Annotated in this window: 14 protein-coding genes and 1 pseudogene; 8 read left to right on the top strand and 7 right to left on the bottom strand. The window is 44.1% G+C overall.

All coding sequences use genetic code 11. From position 1 onward, the window contains the following. Positions 1–57 precede the first annotated feature (57 nt). The 7 genes from RQN30_RS07715 to rpmH form a co-directional block, all read right to left on the bottom strand. Complete coding sequence (locus tag RQN30_RS07715) at positions 58–1,008, bottom strand: ParA family protein (RefSeq protein WP_353059977.1); 951 nt, start codon at positions 1,006–1,008, stop codon at positions 58–60. A gap of 2,192 nt (positions 1,009–3,200) precedes the next feature. Beyond that, positions 3,201–3,956, bottom strand: coding sequence for a 16S rRNA (guanine(527)-N(7))-methyltransferase RsmG (gene rsmG, locus RQN30_RS07710; protein WP_353059976.1), 756 nt, complete (start codon positions 3,954–3,956; stop codon positions 3,201–3,203). An 82-nt stretch (positions 3,957–4,038) separates the two neighbouring features. Next, on the bottom strand, positions 4,039–4,647 hold the full coding sequence (locus tag RQN30_RS07705; protein ID WP_353059975.1) for a Jag family protein: 609 nt from the start codon (positions 4,645–4,647) through the stop codon (positions 4,039–4,041). A gap of 168 nt (positions 4,648–4,815) precedes the next feature. Continuing rightward, a complete protein-coding gene (gene yidC, locus RQN30_RS07700; protein WP_353059974.1) occupies positions 4,816–6,030 on the bottom strand; it encodes a membrane protein insertase YidC in 1,215 nt (404 codons plus the stop codon). A gap of 295 nt (positions 6,031–6,325) precedes the next feature. Next, on the bottom strand, positions 6,326–6,619 hold the full coding sequence (gene yidD, locus RQN30_RS07695; protein WP_353059973.1) for a membrane protein insertion efficiency factor YidD: 294 nt from the start codon (positions 6,617–6,619) through the stop codon (positions 6,326–6,328). Next, positions 6,616–6,990 carry a ribonuclease P protein component gene (gene rnpA / locus RQN30_RS07690; protein ID WP_353059972.1) on the bottom strand — a complete coding sequence of 125 codons (375 nt, stop codon included), beginning with the start codon at positions 6,988–6,990 and terminating at the stop codon, positions 6,616–6,618. Before rnpA ends, yidD begins: the two co-directional genes overlap by 4 nt. Before the next feature lie 14 nt (positions 6,991–7,004). Then, positions 7,005–7,145 (bottom strand): 50S ribosomal protein L34, encoded by a 141-nt coding sequence (gene rpmH, locus RQN30_RS07685; RefSeq protein ID WP_309956354.1) that lies wholly within the window; start codon positions 7,143–7,145, stop codon positions 7,005–7,007. 439 nt (positions 7,146–7,584) lie between these two features. Here rpmH and RQN30_RS07680 point away from each other — a divergent pair, with 439 nt between their 5' ends. The 8 genes and pseudogenes from RQN30_RS07680 to gyrA all read left to right on the top strand — a co-directional run bounded on the left by RQN30_RS07680 (position 7,585) and on the right by gyrA (position 17,819). Continuing rightward, positions 7,585–7,770, top strand: coding sequence for a hypothetical protein (locus RQN30_RS07680; protein WP_353059971.1), 186 nt, complete (start codon positions 7,585–7,587; stop codon positions 7,768–7,770). Between the two features lie 8 nt (positions 7,771–7,778). Next, on the top strand, positions 7,779–8,987 hold the full coding sequence (dnaA, locus tag RQN30_RS07675; RefSeq protein ID WP_353059970.1) for a chromosomal replication initiator protein DnaA: 1,209 nt from the start codon (positions 7,779–7,781) through the stop codon (positions 8,985–8,987). Next, positions 8,981–9,328 (top strand): helix-turn-helix domain-containing protein, encoded by a 348-nt coding sequence (locus RQN30_RS07670; RefSeq protein ID WP_353059969.1) that lies wholly within the window; start codon positions 8,981–8,983, stop codon positions 9,326–9,328. The genes dnaA and RQN30_RS07670 overlap by 7 nt, the downstream gene beginning before the upstream one ends. A 352-nt stretch (positions 9,329–9,680) precedes the next feature. Further along, complete coding sequence (gene dnaN / locus RQN30_RS07665; RefSeq protein ID WP_353059968.1) at positions 9,681–10,814, top strand: DNA polymerase III subunit beta; 1,134 nt, start codon at positions 9,681–9,683, stop codon at positions 10,812–10,814. A gap of 45 nt (positions 10,815–10,859) precedes the next feature. Then, positions 10,860–11,999, top strand: a complete 1,140-nt coding sequence (gene recF / locus RQN30_RS07660) for a DNA replication/repair protein RecF (RefSeq protein ID WP_353059967.1) — start codon at positions 10,860–10,862, stop codon at positions 11,997–11,999. Between the two features lie 85 nt (positions 12,000–12,084). Next, positions 12,085–12,690, top strand: a complete 606-nt coding sequence (locus tag RQN30_RS07655) for a DciA family protein (protein WP_353059966.1) — start codon at positions 12,085–12,087, stop codon at positions 12,688–12,690. Positions 12,691–13,049: 359 nt separating this feature from the next. Then, a pseudogene (gene gyrB / locus RQN30_RS07650) lies at positions 13,050–15,062 on the top strand (DNA topoisomerase (ATP-hydrolyzing) subunit B). A 168-nt stretch (positions 15,063–15,230) separates the two neighbouring features. After that, positions 15,231–17,819 carry a DNA gyrase subunit A gene (gene gyrA / locus RQN30_RS07645; protein ID WP_491608721.1) on the top strand — a complete coding sequence of 863 codons (2,589 nt, stop codon included), beginning with the start codon at positions 15,231–15,233 and terminating at the stop codon, positions 17,817–17,819. Positions 17,820–17,871 lie beyond the last annotated feature (52 nt).

Here is a 17,871-nt window from a genome sequence, read left to right as displayed (position 1 = left end):
TTGGAATTGAACCAGGTATTGATTATTAATAGTTACCGTTTCACGTGAAACATTGCTTCACTCAGCTCGTTCTGCGATTTCTTTTGCAGCAGCAAGATAGGCAATTGCGCCAGTAGATCGCGGATCGTATGTAATAATTGTCTGACCAAAGCTGGGAGCTTCTGAAATGCGCACCGAACGCGGAATTTCAACGCTTAGTGTTTCATTTGGAAAAAATTCACGCACTTCAGCTGCGACATCCTGTGCTAAATTTGTCCGCTTATCATACATCGTTAATAAAATAGTTGATACGCGCAAATCAGGCTGCAATTTCTCTTTTACGTTTTGAATAGTCTTTATTAATTGCGTTAGCCCTTCAAGCGCGTAATACTCAGTTTGTATCGGAATTAGAATCTCATCCGCAGCTACTAATGCATTTAATGTGAGCATCCCCAGTGACGGCGGACAATCAATAATCACATAATCGGGAGTAATATCCGTTTCACGTGAAACATGCAAATACTCTTGAACTGCATTGCGAAGCCGATATTCGCGATTTTCATTCTGTACTAACTCAATTTCCACTGATGATAAATCAATCGTTGAAGGTACGACAGCGAGATTTTCAAAATGCGGAGATTGAACTAAGGTTTCGAAAATAGAAAGCTGCCCGGAGATTACTTCATATATTGATTTAGTTCCGACGGTATGCGCAACACCTAAAGCTGTTGACGCATTCCCTTGCGGATCTGCATCAATAACTACTACCCGTAAATTATTCTGCGCTAAGGACGCGGCAATACTTACTGCCGAAGTAGTCTTTCCGACTCCCCTTTTTGATTCGCAACAGTTATTACCCGAGTACCGCTCGGTTTTTAAATGGCGTGCTCTTAATTTTTGCAGCAGCTTTCGATCGATAGTTAATTGTGCTGCTAATGGAGATTCTAAATCGTTCGGATTTGATTCACGCGTATTCTCTGGAAAATGATTCAAAGATTCGTCTCCTTCATTTTTGCGTAAATCCGCCACGACTGCTCCTTATATTGCTATCTTCAAATATACATCTGATATATTTTTTGTTTACACTCACGAACACACCTGTGGATAATATCTAATTTCAATTTCAGATGTTTCATATTTTACAAGTTCTGCTTTGCAGAAAGAACTTACGCATCTAATTATATTAAAATAATAAATTCCGTTTTACGTGTTCCAGTGCAAGAAAACCTATTTTATTATTTTGTTCTAAACCGGATACAAACCTACCAGGCTGCCGATTTTGAACTTACGTATTTTTCAAAACGGAGTGAATACTGAATTTTGGAATATTATTTAAATCAATAATGCCCTTTTATATGGGAACTCCCCAGATGATTAAAATTCATTAACGAAATTACGCTGCAGTATCGAAAGTGAATATTCGGCATACTTTCTACATTGAAAACATTTTCACTATCTGCATTTACCGAACCTATTCAAAGAAACGTCTGATTTCGTATTTCTTATTAAAATGATTTAACTCAATTCCAAATTAATTACTTTCAATATTTTTTCTTTTTCAAATCCAGTTATTTTCGAAACTTTCTTAATACTCTGCCCGTAGATATTCATTGATACCTTTTCGGTAACATTAAATCTGAACTTCCGCTTTTAATTACTGATGCAAATCTTTTTACTGTCTTTTGGTATTTTATTATTTGTATTTTCAAGCGATTTTCCGGATTACCAGAAACCATCAATACCGTGAATCTATTTCCTTTTATTTGCTACATGAAACTTGTTTTTCCGGTGTAAGATTTTTTGCATCGGCAGAGCTGCAATTACAGACCGTTGTTAGAATCAAAACATCTGCATCTGTAACTAAATATTTTTTCCTCTTAATAATCAGCATTGAATTTTATTTGCAATATTTGAAATTATCTAATCTTTTTCCTGCTGCACATAAGCAGATTAAAAATACTTGTTTTCCATTGCCGCTTTACTCACTGACATTGTAAATTTTTTAATTTTAAATATCTCGTATTCGGCTGTAGTCTCAATGTAAATATGCGCAGGAATCAGATTCGCGCAACAGAAAAATTCTTTCGCAAGTGAACCTTATTAACGATTATCGTGTTCGAATTAATTTAATTCTATTAAATTAGCAGTAATAATAGCTGGAACTTTAATAAAACTTCACACTTTCATTAAATTTCACACATCAAAAAGTATTAATTTTTTATATCTTCATTTTCCGGCTTACTGCGTGAAACTACGTTCTGCTAAGCGAAGCAGCCCGCAGATTTAAAAATCTAAATAATTATTTTCGACTGCTGAGTATCGACTCAAAGTTTATGTTTCACGTGAAACATAAACATATCCAGATTTACAAGCATCACTTCCGCTTGATTATTTACATTCGTGTTTTTTATTAAAAACTAAAACATCGCACTAACTAACTGTAAAAATATCAAAACTTAAAAATCGCAAGCTGTTAATTTTTACTCGCTGATGTTTCACGTGAAACATCAAAAAACATATTTTCAATTTACTATTTTCAAAAATATTTACTCCGGATAATTAAGATATATTTTTTATTCATCGGCATTGCGGAAGACACTGTTTTAAAATAAATAATTTTTACGCATTTAAATATCTAGTAAAACATTTTCACACTTACCGTTTCACGTGAAACATTAATTATCACAAAGCTGCTTACATTTTACGCCTAAGCCGCTCACAAAAGTACGTAAAATGAGCGATGCTTATTTATTTTCCATCTTTAAAAATTCAGCAACTTTTTTGCAAAAGACAGTGTTTTTAAACAAATACAGTATTTTTAAACAAATACAGTGCTGATTAAATTTTGGAAATGAATTACTTTCTTCGGAAATCTCACCCGTACAGCAGCATCAACATTTTCATTGCTGATTAATAAATAATAACCAGTTAACATTTACGGAAATTTACCGCTGCAAATAATAAGCAAATAATAAAAAGTAAATCACTTTCAAATATTCGAATCAAAAATATTAAGCTAATTACACGGTACATTAAAACGATTATCATTGCGGAAACAAAGCAAATCATAAAGCAGTAAATCTTATGCACATTGTTTTTATCGCAGCGAATAAGCCGGATAAGGCAGATGAAACAGAAAATATTTCACCCAAGAAAATAAAATAAATAAAAATAAATATTATTTCTTTTTAATCCCGGCTTTCGCTATTAAAGATATTAAATCAGAACACCGGCTGTTCAGCATATAAAACACTGCACGTGCAGAAGAAGTAAAATATGCAAAATAAAATCCGCGCGAAAAATATTATCTGGGATAACAAATACAAAATACGGAAATTATTTTTCTTTACTTCAAGCACACGTGTCCCTTCAGCAGATCCCCAAACCGCAACATCATAAACATCTGCCCAATCTGCTTTGAATTTCCGGAGCTGTTTTATTGCATCCGCTATTTCAGCTTCTGCACGTTCACCTTTCAATGCAAGCAATGAACCGCCATTGGAAACAAGCGGTAACGTCCATGGAATTAGCTTCTTTAATGCCGCAACAGCGCGCGCTGTAACAAATTGTGTCTGGTGCTGTCCAATCAAATCTTCCGCACGGGAATGTAAAACCGTCACGTTGTTTAGTTGAAGTTCAGCAACTGCCAGCTTCAGCCAATCAACCCGCCGTTCCATTGTCTCAATAAGATATACGTGAACATCTGAACGAATTGCCGCAATTACAATACCAGGGAATCCTGCACCGGAACCGACATCTGACAGCGTGCATCCCTGCGGTAAATAATCCAAAAGTGCAGTGGAATTTAAAATATGCCGGCTCCAAAGCTTATCCATTTCCCGCGGGCCAACCAAACCACGCACCTGCCCCGCAAATTCAAGCAGCTGCGCAAAATGTAAAAGATTATCCCACGCTTTTTCGCCAAAATGTGCAGATCCGCCAGCTGGCGGTTTCTGCACAATAATGTCTTTGTTCAAAATTCCAGTCCCCGCGAAATATGAACAGCTGAATCAATCTGCAAATTTGCAATAATATTTATCCGTGCTGCGCAAGCACTAATTATTCGCCGTCAGCTGCTGTACTTTCTGCTGCAGAATAATCGTCGGAAAAATCTTCAGCGGAATCAATGTCTTCATCTTCGTATTCGAATTCTTCAACATTCGGCTCTTCAAGATAAATTACAACATGCCGCGACGATCCGATGCCCGAAGAATCAGAATAAAGCCCGGCTTCGGATACAACATCGTGCACAACTTTTCGTTCAAATGGATTCATTGGACGCAGCGCAACTGGTTCTTCGGTCTCTTCAACTTCCGCAACAGCACTGCGCGCAATATCCTGAATTTTCTGCCGCTGACCTTCGCGGTATCCCAAAAGATCAAGCATTAAACGCGAACGCTCACCTGTCTGTTCTTGTACTGCAAGCCGAGTCAATTCCTGAAGCGCGTCAAGAGTCTCTCCATGTCTGCCAATCAAACGCTTTAACCGACGGTCGCCCCCGTTTTCAGCGATAATCGCAATATTTGCACGTTCTCCATGTACTGAAATTTCTAAATCGCCGTCGAGATCAGCAATATCAAGCAGCTCTTCGAGATAATCAGCTGCAAGATCGCCTTCCTCATCGAGACGCGCACGCAAATCCTTCACATCAATTTCTTCATCGTTCATTATTATTCCCCAAATTGTAAGGCCTTAAGCAGCCGGTTGGTTAAGTAAATAAGCTTGCTTCAAGTCTACAGAACAAATCCGAAAGGACTAAGCCGCAGCCCGAAGATTGGGACACATTCTGCAAATGAAACTTGCGTTTCTTTCGCGTTTGCAAAATGCGCTGCTTTATTAAAAATTACGTTTTTTCGTATTTCGCGCCTGCTTATTTTGCCGAGTTTTCTTCTTTTCCTGTGCCCGTTTCCGCTCAGCAGCACGCCGTTCATAACGTTTTTGTGCTCGTTCCGCATCGGTTAAACCGTCTGCTCCGCGTTCTTCGCCGCGATCTGAATCATGAACATCCGCTGAATATTCATGATCATTCCCTGGCAGCGGACGGCCAAACGCATCAACTTTTCCGCTAGCGCCGGCTTTCTTTGAACGTGATTTTCCGAGCGGCTGTATCCGCTGCCCGCTTTGTCCGTCGTGCAAACCGTTAACACCATTTTGTGTTTCTTCCTCAGGCGGAAGTCCTTTCGCGATTCGCTTCTCCCGCTCTCGCTTCATTTTCGCCTTATATGCAGCTGAACCGGGGGCCGGATTATTGTGAATCATCCAGGTTTGCTGTCCCATATTCCAGAAATTTCCGGTAACCCAGTAAACTAATACACCAATCTGGAAAGTTGTTCCGGTGAAAATATAAATCAACGGCATCCCATAAAGCATATATTTTTGTGTTTTATACATCGGATTGCTCGGATCCATTGCATTTTCCGGCATATTCTTCGTCATAATCTGTTTTTGCGTGAAGAAAAGCGTAACAATCAGCAATATAATCATCACAACTGCGACGATATAAATTGATAATGGTGAAAATTCAGGAGCATAAGACCCAGCTGAACCAATCGAACTGGAAATTGGTGCGCCGAAAACAGTGGAATTAGCAATATCTTCCGCAACACTCTGATTAATCGGCCCAATCGCTGCACGGTAATAGTCACCGGAGGAAAGCGGATTAACTGCATATAATAACCGGAACAGTGCAAAGAAAATCGGCATCTGAATCACTACTGGCAAACAGGAAGCAAAAGGTGAAGTCCCGTATTCACGATAAAGCGCCATTGTTTCTTCCCGCTGGCGCTGCATTGAAATTGGATCTCTCCGCCCCTTGTATTTCTTCTGAATTTTCTGCATTTCCGGCTGCAGCTGCTGCCCCATCCGCATCGATTTCAGCTGTTTATTGAAAAGCGGAATCATTAAAGCACGGACTACAATCGTCATTCCAACGATTGAAAGCACCCAGCTAAGTCCAGCACCGTCATGCAAACCAAAAAGGGTAAGCAGTTTATGCACTCCGGTCATAATCCAAGCAATTACCCACATAATCGGGAAGAGGATATTATCCACAGGTCTTCTCTCCATCGCTGCAGCACTTCTCAATCCAAGAAGTAACTGCTTTATCTGTTTATTTCACTAGTGAATAGTCTAGCTAGAAACACTGCACATTACGTTATTTGTTGAAAAAATACTATGTGATTATTACTGTGAAAGAGATTCTGCTTAATCTGCAAAATCAGCTTCACAAACTAAACTATGTGCAAAAAGGTTAAATATTTCTCTTATTCTTCCATTTTGCGATTTTAATTCTTTTAATTCCGTCTCGATGAATATTAAAACGGCGGGTTTATTTGCTCCTGTTCGTTTATGATTCATCTTCGCCGGCACGTTCTGCCATTAATTCGCGATACCCTAACGGTTTCTTCGGCCATTGTCCGCGCGCTGGAACTCGATCAACTCCGCCTTTACTCCATGGGTTGCAGCGGGTAATTCGCCATAATATCAGCAAAATTCCTTTGAAAAATCCGTGAATTTGCAAAGATTTTATCCCATATGCAGAGCATGTCGGTTCGTATCTGCATCTTCGCGGTAATCCTGGAGAAATCACGCGCTGATATAGCTGAATCACGGAAATTAAAGGATGCGTAAGAAAACTCATTTCCCATTACTCCCGTGATTTTCTGAGTCAAGCAGCCCGAGCCGGGAAAAATTTTTCCGTAAAGCCTGCTCAAGCTGATCAGATGTCGCGGCTGCAGCTGGGTGAAAAGCACGCACTACAATTTCGCTCGCACCAATTTGCCCAAGCATTGGGCGGATAATATGGCGCAACTTTCGTGTTACAGCGTGCCGAACCACAGAATTTCCTACTGTCTTGCCGACAACAAAGCCGACCTTTGGAAGGTCGGCTTGTTTATTTTTCTGTTTGCAGATGGCATACACCACGAGCAAAGCATTCCCGCTTTTCTTACCGCAGCGGAACACCTTATTGAATTCGCGTGAATTGCGAATCCGATTTTCTGCTGGCAGCATGCGATTTTTAATCCTTATGCAGAAATCTTTTCACGACCCTTACGACGGCGTGCTGCAAGAACTGCACGCCCGGCGCGGGTGCTCATCCGCTTACGGAAACCATGAACCTTTGCACGGCGACGGTTATTTGGCTGGAAAGTACGCTTGGTGGTCATTGATGACTCCGGAAAAGATCGAACCGAAAACACAACATTTACATATTGCGGTGTGCCCTCTTAACACACTAGACCATAGAACTCTACTTTCTTTTTTGTTGACGGGTCAATACTTTACACGCTCCCGTGAGCGATATCTCAAGCGGATAAATTAGAGTAATTCAATTTAAAAAAGCATCCACAGCTGTTCATAAATAATGTGGAGAGTTTTTCACTAAGAACCGCGCCGAAACAGCTTTGAAATTACAATTATGTAATTTCCACAGGTGTGAATATCGCTGTGGATAACTATTGTGCATTTCCACAGTTTCTGTTTTAAGATTAGGAAGCTATGTGTTATATACGCACATTCTGCTCTCGAATAATTTCATCGCGGTAAAGAAATAATCAACGGTTATTGTATTTTCCGCTCGACACTACCGATTGGACGGAACCACAAATGCAAGGCAATTCTTTCGCCCGCGATACCTGGAATGCGGCAACTGAATTACTTCGCGCTGAAGGAAAATTATCTGATTCACAGATTGCTTTTGTTCGTCTCGTCCAGCCGTTGGCAATCACTGACGAAAAATTTATAGTCGGCGCCGGCTCAGAATTTGTAAAAACTGGCTTCAAGAGCATGTAAGCGAGGTAATGTCGCGGCAGCTTTCGGAAATCCTTGGAAGAAAAACAGCTTTACAAGTATCAGTTGACACCACTTTCAGCGAACACAAAGAAACTAACTCACAATCAGAAATTCCGGATGAAGTTTATGAACCGCACCATGAGATAGCTGCGAAAAAACTGCCGGAAACACATACCTACACCGCAGAAGATCTCGACTCGCACTTTTCAACCCAGGCATTTGCACAGCCGAATCAAACCAGTGAAGATATTCATCCCGGATTTGATTCGCTGCCTGCACCGTCGGCATATTTTAACGCCCAACAGCAACAGCATTTCGATGAAAATTTACCGCCAAGTACATTTAATCATTTTGAACACAAAACAGACTTCGATAAAGCGAATGATTCATACGAAAATCATGAATCCCGCACCGCTGAAAAATACGAAAATTATGACCGTCAAACACAAACACAAACACATTCGCCTGGGCTAACCCTTCCGCAAATTCCGTCAATCAATAACCTGCAGCAGCAGGCACGGCTGAACCCGCGCTACACTTTTGATACATTTGTGATTGGTGAATCAAACCGTTTTGCACACGCAACTGCACTTGCAGTTTCGGAAGCTCCCGGTTCTACATATAACCCGCTATTCTTATATTCTGATTCCGGAATGGGAAAAACTCACCTGCTCCATGCGATTGGAAATTACACCGTCAGCCTTTATCCGAATAAAAAAGTGCTCTATATTTCCTCAGAAGAATTTACAAACGCTTTTATTAACGCATTGCGCGATAACAAAATTTATTCTTTTAAAGATCAATTTCGCAATATTGATGTTTTACTCATCGACGATATTCAATTTATTTCAAACCGCGATTCAACCATCGAAGAATTCTTCCACACTTTCAACGCGCTCTCGAATGCAAATAAACAGATTGTGATTACATCTGATGTGGCGCCAAAACTGCTGCAAGGTTTCGAAGAGCGCATGATTTCCCGCTTTGCTTCCGGCATTACGGCAAGTATCGATCTCCCAAATCTCGAAACACGAATCGCGATTTTAGAAAAGAAATCTGCTGCCGAAAGTATCCAGGTACCAAGACCGGTACTGGAATTCATTGCATCGAAAATGACGACGAACGTGCGTGAAATGGAGGGCGCGCTCCGCAGGATTGCAGCTTTGCGGATCTTTCACGGCAGCCAGTTTCCCTTGAAATGGCGCATCTTGTGCTGAAAGATATGATCACTGACCGCGAATCCGTACAAGTTACTGCCGGAATTATTATGGCGCAGACGGCAAGATACTTTGATATTTCACTTGAAGACTTAAAGTCGCCTGTGCGCACCCGTTCATTTACCATGCCGCGGCATATTGCAATGTATCTTTGCCGTGAAATGACAGACTATTCACTGCCGAAGATTGCTGATCTTTTCAATCGCCGCGATCACACCACCGTACTTAACGCACTGCGGAAAGTTGAAAAACAAATGGCAGAAAAACAGACAATCTTCAACCAGGTTTCAGAATTGACTGCACGGATTAAGAATGCAGCAAAAGAGCAGGAAAATATCTAATCTCAGTTCCAAATGTTTAATGATAAAAATACAGTAAAATTAAATATCCACAAGATCAGCGGATAAGCCGAAAAATTCTGTGCTTTAACTGTTGATGTGCGGATATAAATCTGTGGAAAAAATACTGCAAAATGGTCCATCCACATTTTTCGTTCATAAACACAATAACTTTTAAACGGAAAATACACACGAAAAATGGTGTAATCAGAAAGAAAAAGCGGTTTTTCCACAAAATTCACAAGCCCTATTACTATTACTACATAAATAAATTAGAATTTGAAAATCAGCCAACGAGTGTTGATTCGATCGGTTCTCGCGTAAAATCGAAACAGATTTGAGAAAAGAGGTAAACGTGAAGTTTCAAGTTGCACGTGACGTTTTCACAGAAGCTGTCTCTTGGGTCGCCAAGACGATTCCAAACCGACCAGCAATGCCGGTATTGGCAGGCATGAAAATTGACGCTGCCCGCGAAGGCACAATTTCGCTTGTTGCTCGCGATTCAGACATCACTTCGCATGTAGATATTGAAGCTGCCGTCGATGAACCTGGTGAAGTGCTTGTGAACGGGCGGCTGCTTGCTGAAGTTTGTCGAAATCTGCCAAATAAACCGATTAACTTTGACTTAGAAGGAACACAAGTTGAACTTGAATGCGGTTCTGCACGTTTCTCTTTGAAAACAATGTCGATGGATGATTATTCTGAACTTCCGCCGCTTCCGCCAGTAATTGGCGTGGTCGACGGAAACGAATGGCAAGAAGCAGTTTCTCAGGTCACTGTGGCCGCCTCAAATGATGATACGCTGCCAATGCTTGTCTCTGTTTGTCTCGAAATCGACGGTACTGAGATTTCTTTGATGGCAACTGATCGTTATCGTCTTGCTCTGCGCGAAATACAGTGGGAACCTGAAGATTCACAAATTAAACAGCGGATTTTGATTCGTGCTTCGCGGCTGCTTGATATCGCAAAATCGCTCGGTACAGCCGGACCAATTCAAATTTCACTTGACGATTTGGAAAATCCGGCGCTTATTGGTTTTAGCGGCGGCGGGAAACAAAACACAGTACAGCTTATTGATGGAGAATATCCGCAAGTACGGACACTATTTCCAGAAGAAATTGAAGGATACGCAGTGGTTAATCGTACACTGATGGCCGATGCGATTAAACGATCGAAAGTTGTGGTTGAAAAGAATTCCTCTGTCCGGCTTTCATTTACGGAAAATCAGCTGGTAATTGAAGCTGGGCAAGGAGATACTGCACAAGCTTCGGAAGCACTTCCCGCGCAAATTAATGGTGAAGATATCACACTTTCATTTAATCCGAGTTTTCTTTCCGACGGACTCGCAACAATGAATTCGGAAAACTTTCGATTCTCCTATACGCAGCCAGTTAAACCAGCTGTGATCAGCCCCGAAAATGAAAAAGGCGAGGTAGATGAAAGCTTCAAGATTCTGCTGATGCCGGTACGCACTTTTGGCGGGCGCTGAAAAATAAAAAAGATTGAAACAGCAAGCAGATAAACGCAGGTAAAAGTGTATATTTCAGATTTAGCACTCAACGATTTCCGCTCATACCAGGAGGTCGTATTACAGCTAAAACAAGGAATGACAATTTTTATCGGTGAAAATGGGCACGGAAAAACGAATCTTGTGGAGGCAATCAATTATCTTGCAACTCTCGAATCGCATCGTGTCGGTGCAGATGCAGCATTAGTCCGGCTTGGCGCACCCGCCGGAGTAGTGCGTGCAAAGGTGATAATCGGTGAATCGCCAACTATTCTCGAAGTCGAAATACTTGCTGGAAAGGCGAATCGGGCCCGAATTAATCGCGGAAATGCACGGCCGCGCGATTTGCTGGGAATTGTGAAAACGGTGCTTTTTGCACCTGAAGATTTAACGCTTGTAAAAGGCGATCCGAGTGCCAGGCGGAAGTTCTTAGATGATTTAATAATTCAGCTGCATCCCAGAATGGCTGGGATAAAAAGTGAATATGAAAAAGTTCTCCGCCAGCGCGGCGCATTACTGAAAAATGCAATTAAAATTCGCCGGCGCGGCGCAATATTTAACGAAAGTACGTTGGATATCTGGGACAATCAGCTGGCTGCACTTGGCGCGCAAATTATTGCCGGCAGAACGAAAGTAATTTCCGGTTTAAGACCTTTTGTCGCAAAATATTATGCAGAAGTTTCCGGCGGGAAAGGGCAGGCACGAATCGATTATGATGCAAGCCTGCAGCGGGCACTTGGAATTGAACTGCCGCGCCCGGAGTTAATAAATGCTGCAGCGGGCGAAGCTGTACGTGAAGAAATCACAAAACGCGAAGCAGAACTATCAAATCCGCTTCGCGTACAGGAAATGATGCTTGCAGCGCTCACACAAGTGCGTTCTGCTGAACTTGAACGCGGAGTAAATCTTGTTGGTGCGCATCGTGATGATTTACGGCTGGTTCTTGGATCACTGCCGGCGAAAGGATACGCTTCACATGGTGAATCCTGGTCCTATGCGCTTGCTTTACGTCTGGCTTCATGGGATTTATTGCGGACACACGAATCTGATGCATGGGCAGACGAGAGCGAACCGATTTTGATTCTTGATGACGTATTTGCAGAACTTGATTCACGCCGTCGTTCACGGCTTGCAAAAATAATTGCTCCTGCAGAACAGGTTTTGTGACAGCTGCCGTCGGCGATGATTTACCGCCGGAACTTTATGGAGATAGATTCCTTGTCGACTCTGGAAAAGTAAGTGTGCTTGCGCAATGACTGCGGATTTGAAACGGCAGCAAAATGCGAAAATCGCTGCGGCAAAAGCAGAATCAGCAGCAAAGAACGGAGACCAGCTTCCGCTGCAATTGCTTGAACGCGCACGGGTAATGGCAGAAATGCGCGGTTGGGTTCGAATCCGGAAGCAGCCGCGGATTACCCGCGAAGAAAGTACACCGCTTGGCGATCCGGTTTTTGTTCCGCTTCCGGGGCAAGAAGTTGGGTCTGGAGCACGGCCGTCAAGACGGGATCCGAAAATTCTAGGGAAGATGCTTGATCATACTTTCACTGAGCGCGGTTGGGGAGCACAGTTGGAAGTAGCGAAGTTATATGGGCAATGGAAGCAGATCGTTGGGGAAAAAGTTGCCGAAAATTGTCAAATTGAAGAATTTGATGCTGCCGGAATACTGACAATCCGCACCCGGACTGTTTCGTGGCAGACACAGCTTCGGGCACTGGCTGCACAGCTTGACGCACGGCTTGCACAGGTACTTGGTGAAGGAGTCATAAAGGAAGTCCGAATTCTCGGACCGCATCAACGTTCCTGGAAACATGGACGCTATTCTGTTCCCGGCCGCGGACCGCGGGATACATATGATTAAAAAGCGCTAATCAGCGCTAATTAGATTGCGTGAAATACAAAAAATAAAAGTTTAAGTATCCAAATACACTTTCACTTCGAAAAATGCCTATTTCGCGCTATAATTGGTTTGGGTATTGGCTGTGTAGGAACCTACAGCAAAAGTCTCTGAATCGAAGATAGCGCCGTTATTTGGATTTTGAGAGCTATCGCACAACATGGTCAATCTGGAATTTAGAAAGCACTCATTAGCTTGATCTGAGATGCCGGATTCCGTTGCGGGAATTCGCACGAAAATACAGCAGCAAACAGCAAAATGAGTTCGAGAGTCGAGAAGATTTGAGCTTTCTGTGAAATCTGAGTAAAAGGAGAAGGCGAAGCGTGGCTGAAGAAAAGAATCCCTCATATGGAGCATCAGATATTACCGTCCTTGAAGGTCTCGAGGCAGTGCGCAAGCGTCCCGGCATGTATATTGGTTCCACTGGTGAGCGCGGATTACATCATTTAGTCTATGAAGTTGTAGATAATTCCGTCGATGAAGCTCTTGCCGGATATTGCAGTCACATTAAAGTGACGCTCCTTGACAACGGCGCAGTCCGGGTGAGCGACGACGGCCGCGGAATTCCCGTCGATTTACATCCGACTGAAGGTGTTTCCGCAGTACAAGTGGTAATGACAGTACTTCACGCCGGCGGTAAATTTGGAAACGGATCATACGCGGTTTCCGGCGGGCTGCACGGAGTGGGAATTTCCGTCGTAAATGCGCTCTCTACACGGATGGAAACAGAAGTCCGCCGGCAAGGATATGTCTGGCGAATTTCCTACGAAAACGGCGTACCGCTTGCTCCGCTGGAACGCGGCGAAAAACCGACGAAACCGGTACAACCCAAACTTTCTGGCCCAACCCGGAAATTTTCGAAACCACACACTTCGATTTTGAAACTCTGCGCAAGCGCTTCCACCAGATGACTTTCCTGAATAAAGGTCTGGAAATTACCTTGGTGGACGAGCGTGCAGAAGCTGTGAGCGACGGAGATGAAGTTACGGGTGATGAACTCGGAACAGAAGACAACCCCAAACCTGGGCATGTCGAAATTTCTTACAAATACGAAAACGGTTTACATGATTATGTGTCGCACCTTGTGCGGACAAAAAAGTAGAACGGATTCATCCGGAACCGATTTATTTCGAAGCAGAAGACACCGAAAAACATATTTCCGTCGAAATTGCAATGCAATGGACGAGCGCATACTCCGAATCAATGCACACCTTCGCAAACACAATCAACACGACGGAAGGCGGAACTCACGAAGAAGGCTTCCGTACTGCGCTCACTTCAATTATCAACAAATATGCGCGTGAAAAGAATCTGCTGAAAGACAAGGATCCGAATCTTTCCGGCGATGATATTCGCGAAGGATTAACTTCCGTAATTTCAGTGAAAATCGGCGAGCCGCAATTTGAAGGGCAAACCAAAACAAAACTTGGAAACACGGAAGTGCGCACATTTGTACAGCAGCAAACCTATGCCCAACTAACCGACTGGCTCGATATGCATCCCTCGGAAGGGCGTGAGATTATTCGGAAAGCTACGCAGGCATACAGCGCTCGGCTTGCGGCGCGGAAAGCGCGTGAAGCAACCCGGCGCAAGAGCGTGCTTGAATCCGCAGCAATGCCCGGAAAGTTGAAAGATTGCACATCCCGGAAGCCGGAAGAATGTGAAATCTTCATCGTTGAGGGTGATTCTGCAGGCGGTTCTGCAGTTAATGGGCGCGATCCGGAACATCAGGCAATTATGCCGATTCGCGGCAAAATTTTGAATGTGGAAAAAGCCCGTCTCGACCGTGCACTCTCCTCTGATACAATTCAAGGCTTAATCACAGCGTTTGGAACTGGTGTGGGGAAGATTTCGATATTAGTAAACTGCGTTATCACAAAATCGTATTTATGGCCGACGCCGATGTTGACGGGCAGCATATCGCGACCCTGCTTTTAACTCTGGTGTACCGCTATATGCGCCCGCTGATTGAACATGGATATATTTACCTTGCAATGCCGCCGCTCTACCGAATCAAATGGACGAATTCTCCGCATGATTATGTGTTCTCTGATAAAGAACGCGACGAAATGCTGAAATCCGGGCTTGCATCCGGGAAGAAACTGCCGAAAGCAGAAGGACAGGGAATTCAGCGGTACAAAGGTCTCGGCGAAATGAACGACCACGAACTTTGGGAAACCACAATGGATCCGGAAACTCGTACGCTGAAACAGGTATCCATCGGCGAGGCGGCTGCCACGGATGAAACTTTCTCGGTGCTGATGGGGGAAGATGTGCAATCAAGGCGTTCATTTATCCAACGCAATGCACATGATGTCCGCTTCCTGGATATCTAAACGGGTCTGCGTGAATCAAAATCACTCGCTCGCCGCACATAGTACATATCGGCAAAAATATTTAAAGATTAAGTAGTTAAAAAGGAAATTGTGAGCAAAGACAACGAAAACAACGAAGTGAGCAGCTACAATCATGGCGCAATCAAAGAGGTTGATTTGCAGCGTGAAATGGAAAGCTCATACCTTGATTACGCAATGTCTGTTATCGTCGGCCGTGCACTCCCAGATGTGCGCGACGGAATGAAACCAGTGCACCGCCGGGTAATCTATGCGATGTGGGACGGCGGATACCGGCCGGATTCCTCTTTCTCAAAATCGGTGAAAGTAGTCGGCGATGTGATGGGGAACTTCCATCCGCACGGTGATGCCGCGATTTATGACACAATGGTGCGTCTGGTACAGCCGTGGAATATGCGTTACCCGCTTGTTGCAGGGCAAGGTAATTTCGGTACTGCCGGTGATCTCGGAGCCGCAGCTGCACGTTACACTGAGGCGCGGATGGCTCCGCTTGCCGTCGAAATGGTGCGTGATATTCACGAAGATACGGTTGATTTTCAACCGAACTTCGACGGATCCGTGCAAGAACCCACAATTCTCACCGCACGCTTCCCGAATTTACTTGTAAACGGTTCGGAAGGTATTGCCGTCGGCATGGCAACCCGAATCCCGCCGCACAATTTACGTGAAGTAGCAGCAGGTGTGCAATGGTATTTAGCAAACCCGGAAGCTTCACGTGATGAACTGCTTGCCCAGCTAATGTTGCGTGTAAAAGGTCCGGATTTTCCGACGGGCGCCACGATTCTCGGGACAAAAGGAATCGAAGAAATGTACCGCACGGGGCATGGATCGATTACGCAGCGTGCAATCGTGGAAGTAGATGAAATTCACGGCCGGCAGTGTTTAGTTATTTCTGACTTGCCGTATCAGGTAAATCCGGACCGGCTGCTTGATCGGATGGTTGAAGGAATTAAAGATGGGCGGCTGCCGGGAATCGCTGATATTCGCGACGAATCGTCAGGGCGCGCCGGGCAGCGGATTGTGGTGGTGCTCAAGCGCGATGCCGTCGCAAAGGTTGTGTTAAATAATCTTTATAAACACACGCAGCTGCAAAATAACTTCCCGGCAAATATGCTGGCACTAGTCGATGGAGTGCCGCGCACGCTTTCCCTAGACGGGTTTGTATATCACTGGGTGCAGCATCAAATGCAGGTGATCCAGCGGCGGACAGCATACCGGCTGCGGAAGACTGAAGAACGCCTGATGATTTTGGAAGGTTTAGTGAAGGCGCTCGACGCAATCGATGAAGTTATTGCGCTGATTCGGCGTTCACGAACACCGGAAGAAGCCCGAAACGGTTTGATTTCTTTGCTTGATATTAACGAAGTACAGGCAGATCACATTTTGGCAATGCAGCTGCGGCGTCTTGCAGCCCTTGAACATCAAAAAATCCTTGATGAAAAAGCAGAAAAGGAAGCGCTGTGCATTGAATACCGCGATATTCTTGCGAAACCTGAACGCCAACGGACGATTATTTCTGAAGAGCTTGGCGAAATTGTAGCAAAATATGGTGATGAACGCCGAACAAAAATTTTGCCATTTGATGGTGAAGTGAGTGTGGAAGATTTGATTCCGGAAGAAGATGTAGTGGTAACAATTACCCGTTCCGGTTTCATCAAGCGCACAAAGGTGAGTGAATACCGGGCACAGCATCGCGGCGGGAAAGGGATTAAAGGTACTACCCTGCGCGGTGATGATGTGGTTGATCATTTCGAGATATCTTCCACGCATGAATGGTATTTGTTCTTTACAAATATGGGCCGGGTGTATCGAATTAAGGGATATGAGATTCCGGAAGGGTCACGGGAATCTAAAGGGCAGCATGTGGCAAATCTGCTTGCTTTCCAGCCGGAAGAGACGATTGCTTCAGTAATCTCGATTAAGGACTATCAGCAGGCGGAGTACCTGGTTCTGGCAACACGTGATGGGCTTGTGAAGAAAACGAAGCTGGCGGATTATGATTCTCCGCGTGCAGGCGGTCTGATTGGGATTAAACTGCGTGAACATGCCGACGGGACTACGGATCAAGTAGTTGCGGCGCGTCTTGCAAACGAGGGAGACGATTTGATTCTCGTTTCACGCAAGGGGCAATCGTTGCGGTTCACGGCAACGAATGACGCACTGCGGCCAATGGGACGCGCAACTTCCGGTGTAACCGGCATGAAATTCCGTGATGAAGATTCACTGCTTGCGCTTGATGTGATTCGTGAAGATTCGGAAGTTTTTGTGGTTACTGAAGGCGGATTTGCGAAGCGGACAAGTGTGGATCAGTACCGAGTACAGGGGCGCGGCGGTCTTGGAATTAAGGTCGCAAACCTTGTTGAAGCCCGCGGCGATCTTGTTGGCGCATTGATTACACAGCCTGGTGACGAAGTGCTGGTGATTATGTCTTCCGGTAAGGTCGTGCGCTCCTCTGTAGACGAAGTGAACCTTACTGGGCGCAACACGCAGGGTGTTACTTTTGCTCGTCCGGATAATGGCGACGGCGTAATTTCGATTGCGTTGAATTTGGAGAAAGAAGATTCGGGAGAGAATCCGGCGGCGGATGCTGCGGCGGATTCGGCAGCGGCGGATTCAGGCACGGATATGGCTGCGGATTCGGCAGCGGCGGAAAATGCCGAAGAAACAGCTGAATCTGCGAAAGAATTATCCAATGCAAAATCTGGTGAATCGGTGCAATCTGCGGACGAAAATAGATAAAAACGGGTACTATCGTGTTTAACGACTTCTTTCACACTTTCGTTGGAAAATT

The organism is Arcanobacterium hippocoleae (assembly GCF_040360365.1).
Classification (GTDB): domain Bacteria; phylum Actinomycetota; class Actinomycetes; order Actinomycetales; family Actinomycetaceae; genus Arcanobacterium_A; species Arcanobacterium_A hippocoleae_A.
This window is presented reverse-complemented; position numbering and strand designations above follow the sequence as displayed.

Coding starts and splice junctions, on each gene's coding strand:
- RQN30_RS07705 (WP_353059975.1), bottom strand. CDS start 4,647: ATGAACGATGAAGAAATTGATGTGAAGGATTTGCGTGCGCGTCTCGAT.
- yidD (WP_353059973.1), bottom strand. CDS start 6,619: ATGAGTTTTCTTACGCATCCTTTAATTTCCGTGATTCAGCTATATCAG.
- rnpA (WP_353059972.1), bottom strand. CDS start 6,990: ATGCTGCCAGCAGAAAATCGGATTCGCAATTCACGCGAATTCAATAAG.
- rpmH (WP_309956354.1), bottom strand. CDS start 7,145: ATGACCACCAAGCGTACTTTCCAGCCAAATAACCGTCGCCGTGCAAAG.
- RQN30_RS07680 (WP_353059971.1), top strand. CDS start 7,585: ATGCAAGGCAATTCTTTCGCCCGCGATACCTGGAATGCGGCAACTGAA.
- dnaA (WP_353059970.1), top strand. CDS start 7,779: ATGTCGCGGCAGCTTTCGGAAATCCTTGGAAGAAAAACAGCTTTACAA.
- RQN30_RS07655 (WP_353059966.1), top strand. CDS start 12,085: ATGACTGCGGATTTGAAACGGCAGCAAAATGCGAAAATCGCTGCGGCA.
- gyrA (WP_491608721.1), top strand. CDS start 15,231: ATGGAAAGCTCATACCTTGATTACGCAATGTCTGTTATCGTCGGCCGT.